The organism is Streptococcus sp. HMSC057G03, assembly GCF_001808745.1.
Taxonomy (GTDB): Bacteria; Bacillota; Bacilli; order Lactobacillales; family Streptococcaceae; genus Streptococcus; species Streptococcus parasanguinis_Z.
In genome coordinates this window covers 46,443-62,607 of record NZ_KV794422.1, presented here as the reverse complement: position 1 = coordinate 62,607, position 16,165 = coordinate 46,443, and the positions used below count along the sequence as shown (strand labels likewise).

Annotated in this window: 14 protein-coding genes and 1 riboswitch; of the genes, 3 read left to right on the top strand and 11 right to left on the bottom strand. The window is 41.4% G+C overall.

Going from position 1 to position 16,165, the window contains the following annotated elements:
• Positions 1-9: 9 nt before the first annotated feature.
• The 4 genes from HMPREF2686_RS03985 to HMPREF2686_RS03970 all read right to left on the bottom strand — a co-directional run bounded on the left by HMPREF2686_RS03985 (position 10) and on the right by HMPREF2686_RS03970 (position 5,606).
• A complete protein-coding gene (locus tag HMPREF2686_RS03985; RefSeq protein ID WP_070449289.1) occupies positions 10-987 on the bottom strand; it encodes an ABC transporter substrate-binding protein in 978 nt (325 codons plus the stop codon).
• Positions 988-1,395: 408 nt separating this feature from the next.
• A complete protein-coding gene (locus HMPREF2686_RS03980) occupies positions 1,396-2,745 on the bottom strand; it encodes a hemolysin family protein (RefSeq protein ID WP_070449287.1) in 1,350 nt (449 codons plus the stop codon).
• Between the two features lie 115 nt (positions 2,746-2,860).
• Positions 2,861-4,342: an AcpB/EbpR/MafR family transcriptional regulator gene (locus HMPREF2686_RS03975; RefSeq protein ID WP_070449285.1), complete on the bottom strand. Its 1,482-nt coding sequence runs from the start codon at positions 4,340-4,342 to the stop codon at positions 2,861-2,863.
• 136 nt (positions 4,343-4,478) lie between these two features.
• Positions 4,479-5,606 (bottom strand): AI-2E family transporter, encoded by a 1,128-nt coding sequence (locus HMPREF2686_RS03970; RefSeq protein ID WP_070449283.1) that lies wholly within the window; start codon positions 5,604-5,606, stop codon positions 4,479-4,481.
• Between the two features lie 74 nt (positions 5,607-5,680).
• On the opposite strand from HMPREF2686_RS03970, the gene HMPREF2686_RS03965 reads away from it, so the two are divergent.
• Positions 5,681-6,487, top strand: coding sequence for an ABC transporter ATP-binding protein (locus HMPREF2686_RS03965; RefSeq protein WP_070449281.1), 807 nt, complete (start codon positions 5,681-5,683; stop codon positions 6,485-6,487).
• A 354-nt stretch (positions 6,488-6,841) separates the two neighbouring features.
• Here HMPREF2686_RS03965 and HMPREF2686_RS03960 read toward each other — a convergent pair whose 3' ends face one another.
• From HMPREF2686_RS03960 to HMPREF2686_RS03930, 7 genes are all read right to left on the bottom strand, one after another.
• On the bottom strand, positions 6,842-8,896 hold the full coding sequence (locus tag HMPREF2686_RS03960) for a cation:proton antiporter (RefSeq protein WP_049507206.1): 2,055 nt from the start codon (positions 8,894-8,896) through the stop codon (positions 6,842-6,844).
• Positions 8,897-8,908: 12 nt separating this feature from the next.
• Positions 8,909-9,163 (bottom strand): hypothetical protein, encoded by a 255-nt coding sequence (locus tag HMPREF2686_RS03955; protein ID WP_023918874.1) that lies wholly within the window; start codon positions 9,161-9,163, stop codon positions 8,909-8,911.
• Positions 9,156-9,713: a tRNA 5-(aminomethyl)-2-thiouridylate-methyltransferase MnmM gene (locus HMPREF2686_RS03950; protein ID WP_024055343.1), complete on the bottom strand. Its 558-nt coding sequence runs from the start codon at positions 9,711-9,713 to the stop codon at positions 9,156-9,158. The genes HMPREF2686_RS03955 and HMPREF2686_RS03950 overlap by 8 nt, the downstream gene beginning before the upstream one ends.
• Positions 9,697-10,656 (bottom strand): tRNA modification radical SAM protein MnmL/YtqA, encoded by a 960-nt coding sequence (locus HMPREF2686_RS03945; RefSeq protein WP_148130197.1) that lies wholly within the window; start codon positions 10,654-10,656, stop codon positions 9,697-9,699. The genes HMPREF2686_RS03950 and HMPREF2686_RS03945 overlap by 17 nt, the downstream gene beginning before the upstream one ends.
• 58 nt (positions 10,657-10,714) lie before the next feature.
• Complete coding sequence (locus HMPREF2686_RS03940) at positions 10,715-11,365, bottom strand: phosphatase PAP2 family protein (RefSeq protein ID WP_049507204.1); 651 nt, start codon at positions 11,363-11,365, stop codon at positions 10,715-10,717.
• Positions 11,355-11,927, bottom strand: coding sequence for an ECF transporter S component (locus HMPREF2686_RS03935; protein ID WP_324252899.1), 573 nt, complete (start codon positions 11,925-11,927; stop codon positions 11,355-11,357). Before HMPREF2686_RS03935 ends, HMPREF2686_RS03940 begins: the two co-directional genes overlap by 11 nt.
• A 202-nt stretch (positions 11,928-12,129) precedes the next feature.
• Positions 12,130-12,279, bottom strand: a riboswitch (FMN riboswitch).
• An 80-nt stretch (positions 12,280-12,359) separates the two neighbouring features.
• Positions 12,360-12,902 (bottom strand): tRNA (cytidine(34)-2'-O)-methyltransferase, encoded by a 543-nt coding sequence (locus HMPREF2686_RS03930; RefSeq protein ID WP_003005113.1) that lies wholly within the window; start codon positions 12,900-12,902, stop codon positions 12,360-12,362.
• A gap of 333 nt (positions 12,903-13,235) precedes the next feature.
• Between HMPREF2686_RS03930 and trkA the strand changes: the two genes are divergently transcribed.
• The gene (trkA, locus tag HMPREF2686_RS03925) at positions 13,236-14,591 is read left to right on the top strand and encodes a Trk system potassium transporter TrkA (RefSeq protein ID WP_003008340.1); all 1,356 of its coding nucleotides are present in this window, start codon (positions 13,236-13,238) and stop codon (positions 14,589-14,591) included.
• A gap of 5 nt (positions 14,592-14,596) precedes the next feature.
• Positions 14,597-16,036, top strand: coding sequence for a TrkH family potassium uptake protein (locus tag HMPREF2686_RS03920; RefSeq protein ID WP_024055210.1), 1,440 nt, complete (start codon positions 14,597-14,599; stop codon positions 16,034-16,036).
• The last annotated feature ends 129 nt before the right edge of the window (positions 16,037-16,165 follow it).

Genomic DNA, 16,165 nt, shown 5'->3' with positions numbered 1-16,165 from the left:
TCAAACCTCCTATTTTTCTACCTTCAACGAGCTAATATCAATTCCTAGTTCTTTCGCCATCTCTTTATTGGTATGCAATTCTAATTTTTCAGGTGTTTCAACTGCGACTTTTCCAGGTTTCTCGCCCTTCATGATGCGAATAGCCATCCGAGCAGCTTGTCTCCCCAATTCCTCATAATCGGTACCAAAGTTGTACAAACCACCAGTGGCCACCATCTCAGCAGATCCACCAAAAACGGGCACCTTATGGCTGATAGAAACCTGTTTGACAGTGTCCATTGTAGAAGAGATAATATTGTCCGTCGGAACAAAGACGATATCTGCCTCTGACATGATGCTGTCTGCTGCAGCTTTCACATTGTTACTATCGAGAATTGTTTTTTCAACCACTTGATAGCCTTTAGCTTCTAGGATCTTCTTCGCATTGTCTTTTTGGACGACGGAGTTAGGCTCACTTTGCGTATAGAGAATCCCAACTGTTTTCGCCGTTGGAAGCACTTGCTTAATCATGTCTACCTGTGTAGCGATCGCATCTTCTGACTGGTCACTTGTCCCTGTGATATTGCCACCTGGTTCTTTCAGGTTTTTCACCAATTTAGCTGCCAAAGGATCTGTGACAGCTGAGAAAACAATAGGTGTTGATTTAGTGGTATTAGCCAAACTTTGTGCAGAAGGGGTTGCAATCGCAAAGACTAGATCACTTTCTTCTGCCAATTGTTTAGAAATATTTTTCAGATTTCGTTGCTCCCCTTGAGCATTTTGGAAATCGATCTGAATATTTTTCCCATCTACATAGCCCTCTTTCTTCAACTCCTCGATAAAGCCTTTTCGTGTCGCATCAAGCGACTTATGGGTGATGTACTGGGAAATCCCAATTCGAAAGACATTCTCTTTTTTAGTATCCTTTAGGTGGTGTAAGGTCACCAATGATGTTAACAGAAGTCCTACAACCAGGACAGGTGCTAGCAATTTTTTCACTACTTTCATTTTTTGACTCCTTTTCTGCAAAATAAACAAAAAATCCGCTTAGATGATTCTCTAAACGGATGCTTGAAATTCTCCAACAAGTTACAAAACCTCGGTCCATTTAGATACTAGCTCTATGGACCATCATCAAAAATCTTAGCCACATAGATACAAACAAATTGCTTGGGTTGTTTGCATCCATGAGATCATGTCTACAAACACTATCTAAAGTAGCTAAAGTAGAATTTTTGAATAGAAATGGCTTGTTGTTTCATGTTTATTTTCTGCTTTCTTTATTTATGGGTATTATCTTACCGTAATTTATTTTTGATGTCAAGACTATTTCAGAAATTTTTGAAATTTTTTGAAAATTCAACTGGTCCTGACAAGAAAAAAACAGAGGCTGGAACACATCCAGGCCTCTATTTTCTAATCTTCTTTTGATTTAGTTTCTTCATCTTCCTCGACGATTTCAGAAATTTCAACTTTCACCTTCGTCACACGACCATTTTTTACTTTGTCATTTGTCAAAATGAGGTGTTTCTTTTGACTATCGACTTCACAGCTGAGTCGCTCTTTCAAGGTTGGAATTCGCCCAACCTCTGTCAGATAATACCCTGCAATGGTATCCACATCATCACTTTGCAACTCAACATCAAAATATTCGTTAAAGTCATTTAGTGACATGGCTCCTTGTACGACATAGGTATTGTCCGCAATTTCAAAGACATCAATTTCTGCTTTGTCAGTCTCATCGTCAATTTCACCGACGATTTCTTCCAAGAGGTCTTCAAGAGTAACCAAACCAGACATCCCACCATATTCATCAAGCAGAATGGCCATTTGATTTTGGGTATTGCGCAATTCCTTCAAAAGATCATCCACAAAAATGGTCTCTGGAACAAACAAAGGTTCTTGTAAAATCTTTCTTAAGACAATATTATCAAAGCCATTGATAAATCCTTCGTTCAAGAGACGTTTGGTATGGATGAGACCGATGACATTGTCCTTGTCATCATCATAGACAGGAATCCGTGAAAAGTTTTGCTTAAGGATACTTTCAATGATTTCTTTGGTATCATCATTGATATCAACCATGAAGGCATCTGTCCGTGGCACCATGACTTCACGCGCTACCATTTCATCTAATGAAAAGATCCCTTGGAGCATCTCAATCTCGTCCGCATCTAGTGTTGCTTCACTATTGGTCAGCATATACTCGATTTCATCCCGCGTCATCTTTTCATCCGGATCATCGAATTCCATTGGCGTGATACGGCTCAAAAGGTTGGTCGACGCTGAAAGCAACCAAACAAAGGGGCTAACAATTTTTCCTAATAAAATGACAATCGGAGCCGTTCGAACAGCTAACTCATCTTTCAGGTTCATAGCGATTCGTTTCGGATAGAGTTCCCCAAATACGATCGAAATATAAGTCAAAAACGCTAGAGATAAAAAGCTTCCAGCTGCAACAGCCGTTTTAGTATTGCCCATCCATCCAGCAATAACATGACCAAGGCTATCTGCAAGACTCGCCCCAGATAAGATGGTAATCAAGGTGATCCCCACCTGAATAGTGGATAAAAAATGGTTGGGCTGTTCCAAAACGCTAAGAAGACGAATGTATTTTTTATCTCCTTCTTCAGCCTTTTGCACTACACGAGAACGATTCAACGATACCATTGACATTTCGGTTGCCGAGAAAAAGGCGTTCAATAATGTCAAAACAATCAATAAAATAAATTCCAGTAAAATTTCCTGACTGCCAGGGTCTTCCATGGATACTTTCCTCCAGTATATAATATCGTATATTATACCACAAAATATGAGAGCCTGCATTCTTCTATGTCATTTTCTTTTTTCACCATCAAAAAATCAGGACCAGGTCCTGATTTTAGTGCTCTGCACTGGTAAAATCATAAAAGAAGGCATTGAGTTTTTCAACCAGCTCTAGCGATGAGAGACTACTTGTACAGATAAAAGGTTTTTTCTTTAATTCCGGCATCATAAAGTTGGCCACCACGACATCTGCATCTGAAGCTTCGATATCCTCTACTGTTAGATTATACTTGATCATCTGAGTAAATTCAAAGTTATCCGTACAGTAGAAATCTAGAAAATCGATCATGGATTTAGCATGGTGGTCATCAAAACGACTGATAATCAAGACCTTAATGGACTTCCGGCGGCGCAATAATTGTGGTAAGAGACGTTCCCAGTGAGTGTAGACCGTGTAGATCATGTGCTTGATAATTTCTTCATTCAGATTATGCTTCATGGTCTTCATATAAGTGATGATATGGTCCCTCAAATCATCATAAAAGGCAGGGAAGATGCTCATAAAATCTTCGTTGGTATTGGTCTTGGTATCAAATAAAAGGAACTCAGAGAATAATTCCTTCCGGCCGAGATGAGACGTGTTATGAACATGCATTAACATCTCATCAAGATTTTCAATTTCTAGTTCATAGGTATAGCATAGATCCTTGAACATATCTTTGATGAGTTTGGTCGACTCTTTGGCATAAGGATCTGTTTCTGCAGCTTCGATCAAGCTTTCTGGGCTGAAATAGAAATTCTCTTGAATGAAGATGATGAAGAATTGCTCCAACACTTTTTCATTTAACTCGACACCCAACTGCAAACTAAAGTAGCGCAACATCTCCTCAACATTGGTCACCCCTTGATACTGATCTTTATAGGCTTCAAAGGTCGTTGGCATATCGATAAAGTAACCTTGTTTAATCCGTGACAAGTAGACTGTCAAGAGAACTTTATAAGACTTGATGACAGAGAAGGTCAATGGATAGCCATAGAGCTTGAAGAAGAAGGTGATCAAATCGGTCACGGCCTCTTCCTTAAATTCTGGGAAAGGCCACTCCATATAGTAATAACGTTCCGCAAAATACTGGGCATAGAAGAAACGAACATCCACTTCATCCCCGACAAGATTCAAGGGTTTCAAATCAATCTTTACATTGTATTTGGTTTGAAGCTTCTGATTGATCGTCCGAATCAAGCGGTAGAAAGATTGGTAACTCAGATCAAACTTTCTGCAAATATATTCATTGGAAACATCCTTGTGGAAGAAGAGATATTCAATCAAGGCGAAGGCTTGTGATTCTTTAAAAAAGTGATGGTAAATCACCTCAAGACCAACCGAATCCTCATAACTGATCTTGATCCCATTGGTAGAGGATTCAATTAAAAAGTCATCAAATGTACTACGAAGATTAGACAAATCTTCTTTTAACGAACGTTCTGTACAATCCAAACGCTTGGCCAACTCTTTTAAGTGGAACCATCTTTTTTCCTTAATCAAGATTTCCAATAATTGCAATTGGCGTCTTTGTTTTTTCGATAAGAGCAGTCTCATCTTTTCCTACCTTTTCATATTTTCTTTCAAAATCACTTATATTTTAACACATTTCATAGCACTTGTTGACTTTTTTCCAGCATTTTTTCAAAAAACTGTACAAAAAAGACTCCAAGGCCCATATAGGCGCTAGAGTCTATGATTTATTAATGATACCAAATTCTTCTTTTTTCTTCTGCTCCTTCGCAGCACGGTGGTTATCATAAAGATTTACCAAGAATTTTACAATTTCTTTCCCAATCGAATAGACTGGAATCGCGACGACCATCCCGATAATTCCGTAGATATTACTTGAGAGCAATAAGAGAACCATAATGGTAATCGGGTGAACCTTCATCACGCCTCCAACAATACGCGGATAAAGAATATTGCCATCGATCTGCTGGATGATCAACATGTAAATGACTGCTTTGATCATCATATCCATATCGGTAAAAGCATAAGTGATGATCATCGGAATCAAACCGATGGTTGGTCCTACATAGGGAATCAAGTTGGCCAGCCCAGAAAAAATGGCAAAGACCAAAGCATACTTCAATCCAATAAAACTATAGCCAATGTAGGCTAGTGTTCCAATGATCAAAGCATCGATCGAAATACCACTAATATAGCGAGAGACCGTTTCATTCAAACTAACCAAGAGGCTTGAAATGTGGAGTTTGTCATTGCGTAAAATGGTCCGTTCTAACATCGGCAACAACTTCTTGCCATCAATCAAGAAATAAACCAAGAAGACAGGGGTCATGATTAAGATAAAGACCGTATTGACAATGGTGTTAACCACACTTCCTAAACTGTTGGTCACACTATTCAAGAGATTTTGTAGGATATCCATATAAGAGAGATTCAACTGCTGAATCGTCGACTGGATATTTACATTCTGGAACAAAGGATTGGTTGAGAGTTTTCGAACCAAACTTTGGACTTCCCAGTAGAGCCCTTGAGTCGAATTGATCAAGCTGGTTAACTGATTGATCAAGATGGGGAGCAGATAAAAGATCCCTAAGCCAATGATCCCAAACAAGAGTACTAGGGTGATCAAAATGCCAAACACACGCTTGATTTTTAAGTGTTTTTCCAACAATTCAACAATCGGATTGGTAATGTAATATAAAAAACCTGCAATTAAAAATGGTAAGAGGATGGTATTCAGAACAGAGACAAATGGAGAAATTAAAGTCCCCATTGATTTCCAAATATAGAAAATCACCGTCAATAATAAAATTTCACATGTCCAGAATAACAATTTACTATTTCGAAACATTCCTTACCTCCTGTTTTCTATTCTACCATATTTTATGATAGAATAGAGGGGATTTTAATCAAAAGGATGAAGTTATGAATAATTTGATTGAACTACAAGACGTCAATTTGATCCGCAATGGAAAAGCCCTTTTAAAAGAGATTAACTGGCAAGTAAAAGAAAATGAATGCTGGGCCATTTTAGGCTTAAATGGAGTAGGAAAATCGACCCTCCTCAAACTGCTCATGTCTGAATACTGGGCTAGTTCTGGCCAGGTAACGGTCCTTGGAACCCGCTTTGGAGAAGGGGGTATTCCTGAGTTACGGAAGCGTATTGGGATCGTTAGCTCCTTTATTTCAGAAAGACTGCCAGAGCATCTTTTGACAGAGCAAATTGTCCTAACTGGTCAATACAAGAGCAGTATTTTATATACTGCATACGGGGAGGAAGAACTGAACTGGGCACGGGATATGCTAACTTCAATTGGAGCTAGCTCTTTGATCGGCCGCAAATACCGGGAGCTCTCCCAGGGAGAAAAGCAGACCGTTCTCATTGCACGAAGCCTCATGGACCAGCCAGATCTGATCATTTTTGATGAAGCTTCTAGTGGATTGGATCTCTTTGCCAGAGAAAAGCTCCTCCGTCAGATCCATCATATCAAACAACTGGATCACGCGCCTACCATGATCTACGTCACCCACCATGCCGAGGAAATTACAACAGATATGACCCATGTCCTCTTACTCAAACATGGCCAAGTGGTCGAGCAAGGACCAAAGGAAAAGATCCTAACTCCCCATGTCCTTAGCCAATTTTATGAAGCACCAGTATCCCTTATTGATCTTGGTGATGAGCGACTCTTTGTCAAACCAGAAATCACACACACAGAAGACCATGAATAAATCAAAAAGTGCTAAGATTTTCATCTTAGCACTTTTAGAATGTAGACAAACTACTTTAAAGTAAAATAAGTTAAGCGATTTTGCAAAAAAATAAAAATGAGTTCCAATTTTTAAATCGATTCAAGAAAATACCGAAACTTTCCGCTGTGAGAAAAGTGCCTGAAACGTTATTGTTTCAGGCACTCGGAATTATTGAGACCCTAGGCTCAATAATTAGTCATGGAACTTCTTGGATTGCTGAAATCATCCACTGGATAATTTCACCTAACGTCCGTACTCACCTAAGGAAAGTTTTTTATATGACTTTTTCTTCAATCTGAAAGTGCTAAGATTTTCATCTTAGCACTTTTACGCTTATCGATTTTGTGCATACTCGATCATATCGTATGGAAGAGTATTGGCACTTTCTCTTAGGGAGTAGCTTTCTAATTCATTGACATTTTGACGCATGCGACGCGCTTGCTTGGCGGTAATCAGGTGTTGCGCTTCGTATTCAAAAATAATCTTACGCTCCAAATAATAGCCTCTCAACATTTCATCGATATTATTTGGTTTCACCCGGTTAATAACCCGCTCCACAAAGGCTCCACTAGTAATAATGGCCGTCTCTCTCAGACGAGATTCTTGCAGGTAAGAGATCAGACTGCTCCGATAAACCCCTTTGAGGTCTTCCAAACTTTCAATGATGATTTCCGTATTGGCCAAATAAAGGGCCGCAATCTGGTCATAATCAATGGCTTCTAACTTTCTATCCTCTCGGTTCCACCAAGTTCGAAAGCCAGACCCTAATGTTAGGATTTCATGGACCAGCAAATGCAAGATGCGGAAAGAAACCAAGAGGTAGTATGTTAGACGAGACGAAAGGTTGCGATTGACCCGCTGCTCCATATTATGAAGATAGCGTTGGTAGACACGGTAGCCCCGATCGCGCATCTTTCCTTCTTCGTAGGCTTGTTCCAATCCGTCACTTTCAATACTCAAAATCAAGAGCTTCAGCTGTTCCCAGTCCTTTTGAATGAGCTTATTTTCTTGGCTTAGAATCAAATTTTCAATCCGACCATGATAGTTATCAATCGCCGCATACAAGGGCCCCTTGTGCTTACTATTCTTTAGGTCTGCTTCTAATTCCATGACGACATCATTTAAAATCGCGATCTGCATCAGGTAGTTATTGGTTTCTTCCTTATCTTCTGATAATTTTGGAAGCACCACTAAGCCAGCAATAAAGCTGACAAGGGTAACTCCTGCCACTAAAAAGAGTAGGACGGGGTATTCTTTTTCGATTTTGGTTGGAATCAAAAGGATCGTCGCAATAGAAACTGTTCCCTTCACACCCGAAAAGGTCAGCAATAAGGCATCCTTCAGATAATTTCTCAATGATTTTTTTAGTCGAACCGTTCGGAACCAATAAAAGAGGTAAACCATGACAAAACGAATCAAAAAGAGCAAGGCTGTCAACACAAAGACCGAAAGAACTAAAAGAAGATCATTGTAAATGGGACTACTTAAGATGGGCTTGGAAATCATTTCCAATTCCATTCCTAAGATGACAAAGACCGACCCATTTAAGATAAAGTTGACCGTATTCCAGACAGTATGACTCACAGTATCTACCCGCGCTTCAAGGAGGGTAATGTGCTTAAAGCGACTGGCTTTTAGGATTCCTGACACAACTACTGCAATGATACCAGAGACATGGAGTTCTTCTGCTAAGAAGAAGGTCAACAAAGGGAGGCTCAGTTCTAATAACAATTCACTGGCAATATCACTAGCGCGAACACTCAAGAGCAAGGTTTGCAACCAACGGTTCACAAAGGCCGTCAAGATCCCCACCGCAAATCCTCCAATAATGGAGATTCCTAAGGAAACCCCTGCCTCTCCAAGGGAGAAACTTCCGGTCGCAAGGGCTGCCAAGGCCACTCGAAAGGCAACTAGACCTGAGGCATCATTTAGTAACCCCTCGCCTTTTAAGATATTCGAAACCCGCTTTGGAAAGCTAAAGCGCTCAGACAGGGAAGCAAAGGCCACTAAGTCTGTAGGCCCCAGGGCTGCCCCAACTGCCATACAGGCTGCTAATGGAAGGCTCAGCCACAAGGAGTGAGCTGCCCAGCCCAAACTAATGGTTGAGATAAAAATCACTGGGAAAATCAAATAGAGGATGATCCGCCAGTGCTTTAAGACAGAAGTAATATCTGCTTCTTCTGCCTCTCGAAATAAGAGAGGGCCAATGACCAAGGCCAGAAAAAGCTCGGTATCCAGATGAAAATTTTCTTCTGGCACAAAGAGGGCCCAACCAATCCCTAGTAAAATTTGAATCAAGGGTAGAGGAAGGCTTGGTACAAGTTTATTCGTGGCATTTGAGACGATCAAAATCATCGAAAAGATCACTGCATAAAGGAGTAGTTCCATATCACTCCCTCCTTAGCGTTCTTGGCAACAGGTCTCAAATTGCTGTTTTAACTCCGCAATCTTTTGGTCTGTCTTGGTTACATCCTTGTGCTCAATCTTCTTTTGGCACCGTTCCATCTCAAGCGAAACCAATTTCTTTTTTATTTTGAGCATCTTTTTGGTCATATGGGCTTCATCATAAAAACCTATTGCACGCTCGTGGATGGTTGATTCGACAAAATGATGTCTCAATCCTTCGATTTTATTCTTTAAATATTCTTTATCCATGACGGTAGCTTTCTAATTTTTCGATCATGACCAAAAACGGTGGCTGATTCACTTGATTCAGTGTCCGGTAGATGGTCGCTGTATAGTCTTTTTGAGGGAGCTGACTGACAAAGTCCAGCACCGCATCACGCTCGATGTCTCCTCCCTCATGACCATAATAGATCATAATAGCCATTCGCCCACCTTTTTCTAGGCGAGCACAGATTTTTTCCATCGCTTCAATCGTGGTAGCTGGAAGAGTAATGACCGATTTATCCGCAGATGGCAGATAACCCAGATTAAAAATAGCTGCTTTGAGGGTCTCCACATATTGGTCCACATGCTGGTGACCATCTAAAATCAACTGAACATGCTGAAGCCCCAACTTTTCCAATCTTTCTTGGGTATTTACAAGGGCCTGTTCTTGAATATCAAAGGCATAGACTTGGCCTGCTAGTTGGGCTAAAAAAGCCGTATCATGTCCATTTCCCATGGTCGCATCCACCACCACATCTTCTTTGGTGATGACTTCTGCTAAAAATTGATGGGCCATTTCAAGTGGTCGAAGCATCAGCAGTCTCCTTTTCTTCTAGCTTACATCCTTGGGTACTTCCACGACGACGCATTTCAGTTTCAATAGCGTTTAGGACTTCCCATTTGTTGAGACTCCACATAGGGCCAATCAACATATCCCGTGGTGCGTCCCCTGTAATCCGGTGGATGACAATGTGTTTGGGGATGATCTCCAACTGGTCACAGATGACCTTGACATACTCCTCCTGGCTCATGAGTTGAAGTCGTCCTTCATGATAGTCCCGTTGCATCCGTGTATTGGTCATCAAATGCAAGAGGTGCAACTTGATGCCATCAATTTCATTATCAGTCACACAACGGCGAACATTTTCCACCATCATCTCATGCGTTTCCCCAGGAAGGCCATTGATCAAATGGGAGACGATCTCTGCCTTGGGCACCTGTTTGCGAATACGCTTGACTGTTTCAACATAGAGATCATAACTATGGGCTCGATTGATCAATTCAGAAGTCGCTTCATAAGTCGTCTGAAGCCCCAACTCAATCGTCACATGCATGCGCTCTGTCAGCTCTGCTAGGTAGGCCAAGGTCTCATCTGGTAAACAGTCCGGACGCGTACCAATGTTGATTCCTACCACTCCTGGTTCATTGATGGCCTGTTCATACCGCTCTCGAATGACTTCTACTTTATCGTGGGTATTGGTGAAATTTTGAAAATAGACCAGGTATTTCTTCACATCTGGCCATTTCCGATGCATAAAGTCAATCTCTTTGTAAAACTGTTCTCGAATCGGAGCTTCTGGGGCCACAATGGCATCTCCTGAACCCGAGACCGTACAAAAAGTACAGCCACCGTGGGCGACTGTTCCGTCTCGATTGGGACAATCAAAGCCCGCATCAATAGGGACTTTAAAGGTCTTTTCTCCAAATAAGGTTCGATAATAATCATTCAAGGTATTGTAGGATTTCATATCCTTCATTATAGCAAAAAAAAGAGTCGAACTCAAAACGCGACTTCGACTCCTAGTTGTTAGATGCTTATTTTTGCTTCCCTGTAAAGCGCCATTGAAATCGCAAGCGATCATACAAGGGATACTCAAACTGTAAGACAGCAAGACCCAAAATCATACTGCCAAGAACGTCTGATGGATAGTGGACCCCAACATAAACGCGGGAAACCACAATGGTCACAATTCCCAGAACCAGCAAGCCTTGAAGGCAATAGCGGGCTGTTTTATGTTTTACATGTTGGCCGATTATGATGATCAAACTTCCCAAAACAAGGGTAGATGCCAGTGAATGACCACTCGGGAAAGAAAAGCCTTTTTCCTCTACTAGATGAAGAATACTTGGTCTCGGTCTCTGGTAGATATTCTTTAGAAGAAGAACCAAAAGACCAGTCAATACCAGATTGCTTCCAAAAAAGAGGGCTTCACTGTACCATTTCTTATAGGCAAAGACCGCTAGCAGAAGACCCACCCAGATGACAATGATCTTGGTATCCATGACATGGGTTACCTTGGTAAAGAAGACCGTCAGTGTTGCAGGCAGATCGCCTCGAATAGCAGATTGAATCGTGCTATCAAAGCCTGTTAATTGTTGCGGGTAAAAGCGAATCACATACCCAAGAATGACAAAAATGAGAAGGGCGAAGCTTGCCTTCGCCCAATGTTGTTGTTTATTTTTCATATTTTTTCAAAATCGGTTGCAATAAGGTATAGATCAACCCAAATGCGATGGCCCAAATCACCCCTTCGATCAGGTTAAACGGTGCAACCATTGCGGCTAAATAGTGGACAAGCCCTAGTGTTTTCGAAATATCATAGTTCATAAAACGAGCATACAAAGGGATTGCATAGACATAGTTCACCAACACCATCGTGATACTCAAGCTGATCGTTCCAACAATCGTTGCCAGGACAAATCGACCATGGGTCCGTTCTTTGTTCCAAATCCAAGCAAAAGCAAGGACAAAAACAAGAACACCAATGATATTGATTGGTAATCCGATCAAGGTTTCAAGTCCCTTATTATTAAGGGCTAATTTAAGAACAGATCGGATCAAGGTCACCCAAACGGCACTTTTAAAGTCCAACAGGACCAAGGCCAACAAAATGGCGATGATACTCAAATCAATTTTGAAGAAATCTATCAAGAAAGAAAATTGATAGAACATCAAAATAAAAGATAAAGCGGATAAAACAGCCACTAGGGTCAGTTTACGTGTATTTGTCATAACAGGTTCCTCCAATTTTTTAAAAATTAGAGAAGCTGGAAAGACGTCTACTCCATCATTCTACTCTAAACTATTTAAACAAAGCTTAAACTAGAAACTATTCTAGTTACTTTAGCTGGTCTCCATCGAAACATGCCGTTAGTCAGTCTTAGACCCTAACGTTCCATTTCCATGCATCAGCTCTAAACAGATCAGAATAGCTGTCAGTCTATTCGTCTCTCGTCTTCTCCCATCCAGACTATACTGTCGGTTGTGGAGTCACACCACATCAGCTTGCGCTCGCGGACTTCTTTTAGAGTATGGAAAAGAACATTTCCTAGTAAAAGTCACCGCCGGTCGGGAATTACACCCTGCCCTGAAGACCCTTTTATGATAACAAAAAAAACTTGCCTAAGCAAGTTTTTGTAACGTCATGGATTACATCGTTCGGGTTTTAATTTTTCGTTCTTATTTGAGCTTGTCGTGCTCATAACGATGGCTCAACTCCAGCCCCTTAAAACCTTGCTGGCGGAGAGCCTCATAGACAATCATGCAGACGGTATTGGAGACATTTAAACTACGGACATGCTCATCATTCATCGGAATGCGAATGGCCTTCTCTTCGTGCTGGCGCATAAAATCTTCCGGCAAACCTTTATCCTCGCGTCCAAACAAGAAATAATGGGACTTCCCATCCTGATAAGAAACGTCCGAATAGGTCTGATTTGCAAACTTGGACACTAAGTGCACCTGACCGTCGCTCGCTGCTTCCATAAACTCTTCTAGGCTATCATAAAAACGGACATCCAGCTTGTCCCAATAATCGAGTCCTGCTCGCTTCATTTTGCGATCATCGATCGGAAAAGCCATGGGGCGAATGATATGCAAGGGAGAATTAGTCGCCGCACAAGTCCGTGCAATATTTCCCGTATTTTGTGGAATCTGAGGTTGGAACAAGACGATGTGATTTTGAGCCGCTGACTCTTGGTAGTCTAGTTCTTCAATATTCATACTCGATCTCTTTCTGATAAAAAAATAGCCACACTGCCCGGAGTCAAGCTCAGCAAACAGCGTGGTTACAGCTTCATTAACTTAACTCACAACAGGTTTGAGGTAAATCAACGAAGGTACTTTTTAAGTATATCACTTTTGAAGCTCCTGTCAATAGTTTTTTTAGATTTTTTTAAGAAACTTTATCAAAGTTTTCGATCCCTCCTCATTCTTCTATTTTGACAATTTTTCCCACTTGTTCTTAGCTTGGTAAGATTCCTCCAGAAAGTCCTTAAAATAGATGAATTTTTCTTGAAAATAGAGTATGATAGAAGCATACTCTGGAGGTAATCTATGAAAATTATTGTTGTTGGTGGAGGAAAGGTCGGAACGGCCCTTTGTCGTTCCCTCGTTGCTGAAAACCACGATGTTATTTTGATCGAAAAAGACGAATCCGTTCTTAACCATATTACCAAACGGTTTGATATCATTGGAATTTTAGGAAATGGGGCAAACTTCAAGATCTTGGAGCAAGCAGATGTTGAAGACTGCGACATCTTCATTTCCATGACCGAGTACGACGAGGTTAACATGGTCTCTGCTGTTTTGGCTAAAAAAATGGGAGCCAAAGAGACTATCGTTCGGGTGCGGAATCCGGAATATTCCAATTCCTACTTCAAGGAAAAAAATATCTTGGGCTTCTCCCTAGTCGTCAATCCGGAATTGCTGACAGCTCGCTATATTGCCAATATCATTGACTTCCCAAATGCCCTTTCTGTGGAGCATTTTGCCAATGGTCGGGTAGCCTTGATGGAATTTAAGATCAAGCCAGATAGCAATCTCTGCAATATGAGTCTATCCCAATTCCGGAAGAAATACGGAAATGTCATTGTTTGTGCAATCGAGCGTGGCAACGAACTCACCATTCCAAACGGAGACTTTGTCTTACAACCTCAAGACAAGATTTTCGTAACAGGTAATCGGATCGAGGTCGTTCTCTTCCACAACAATGTTCGCCCTCAGGTCATTAAAAGCATGATGATCATTGGTGCTGGAAAAATTGCCTACTACTTACTCAATATTCTTCAAGATGTGCGCCGCAAGATCGATCTCAAGGTCTTAGAGGTCAATCGCGAACGGGCGGAATTCTTTAGTCAGGAATTTCCTGATCTCTATGTCGTCCATGGAGACGGAACTGCTAAAGACATTCTTTTAGAAGAGAGTGCCAATAACTTCGATGCTGTGGCTACTTTGACAGGGGTCGATGAAGAAAACATCATCACCTCCATGTTCTTAAATTCTGTCGGAGTCAAAAAGAACATTACCAAGGTCAACCGAACTAGTCTGTTGGAGATCATTGGCGATCAAGATATGACCAGTATCGTTACGCCAAAACGCATCGCTGTAGATACCATTATGCACTTTATTCGTGGACGCTACAATGCACAGTTCTCAAACCTAGAAGCCTTGCACCATGTCGCAAACGGCCGGATTGAAACCTTGCAGTTCCAAATTAAGGAAGACAATAAACTAACCCAATATCCCCTCTCTGAATTGAAATTGAAAAAAGGCGTCTTGATCGCTGCCATTATTCGAGACGGCAAAGCTATTTTCCCAAATGGAGATGACCGTTTGATGGTAGGAGATCGGATTATCGTAACCACCTTGATTCAAAATGTCACAAAAATCTACGATCTACTTGAGAGGTAAGCCTGATGAATAGAAGCATGATTCGTTACCTCTTGTCCAAGCTCCTCTTAATCGAGGCAGCTCTCCTGATCGTTCCCTTAGTCGTCGCTACGATCTATCAGGAACCTGCCAAGGTCTTTGTCTCTATTGGGGCAACCATGGCCATCTTACTTGGGCTGGGGCTACTTGGTAGTTTTCACAAACCAAAGGACTTTCACATTTATGCTAAAGAAGGAGTCCTGATTGTAGCCCTCTGTTGGATCCTCTGGTCCTTCTTTGGCGCCCTTCCCTTTGTCTTTTCGGGACAAATTCCCAACATTATCGATGCCTTCTTTGAAGTCAGCTCTGGCTTTACAACAACAGGGGCAACGATATTAGATGATGTGGGTGTCCTCACCCATTCTCTCCTCTTTTGGCGCAGTTTTACCCACTTGATTGGGGGGATGGGAGTATTGGTCTTCGCCCTTGCAATTATGGACAATAACAAGAACAGCCACCTTGAAGTCATGAAGGCAGAAGTTCCTGGTCCAGTTTTTGGGAAGGTCGTTTCCAAATTAAAAAACACAGCTCAAATCCTCTACTTCTTGTACTTGGGCTTGTTCTTCCTTTTTGTGGTTCTTTATTTCCTTGCCGGCATGCCCCTTTATGATAGTTTTGTCATCGCCATGGGGACGGCTGGAACCGGGGGCTTTACCGTTTTTAACGACGGAATTGCCCACTACAATAGTAGTTTAATCACCTATTTGGTCAGTATCGGGGTTTTAGTCTTCGGGGTTAACTTTAACCTCTACTACTTCCTCATGATCCGAAAATTCAAGGCCTTCTTTAAAGATGAGGAATTGCGGACCTATATCACCATCGTCCTCGTGTCCAGTGTCTTGATCGCTTACAATGTCCTTCATCTCTATGCCAATGTCGCTAAGAGTTTTGAAATTTCTTTCTTCCAAGTTTCCAATATCATCACCACTACCGGTTTTGGTTATGGAACGACGGAAAAATGGCCTCTCTTTTCTCAGTTCATCCTCTTGATGCTGATGGTCATCGGTGGTTCTGCTGGATCGACCGCTGGGGGCCTTAAAGTCATTCGGTGCTTGACCTTATGGCGAATCGCAAAAAATCAGGTTCTTTCGACCTTGTCTCCGAATCGCGTTCTAACCTTGCATGTCAATGATACGGTATTAGATAAGGATACACAGCATCAGATCCTCAAGTACTTTACAATATACAGTTTTATCACGATCGGCTTACTCTTTGTAGTCAGTCTAGACAATAATAACTTCATGACGGTTGTCAGTGCTGTCTTTAGTTGTTTCAACAACATTGGACCTATGATTGGAACAGGTCAAACCTTTTCCATCTTTAGTCCGATTTCAAAACTATTACTTTCCTTAGCCATGATTGCCGGACGGCTTGAAATCTATCCAATGATTCTTCTCTTCCTCCCTAAAACATGGTCTAAACGCTGATAGACAACTCTAGTACAAAATCAACGAGAGTGGGACAGAAATCGGTAATTCGTTAGAATTCGATTTCGTCGTCCCACCTCCGCACAGTTGAGTAGGGCTGTAAAAGCTGATGAAATTAGCGTAGTAGAG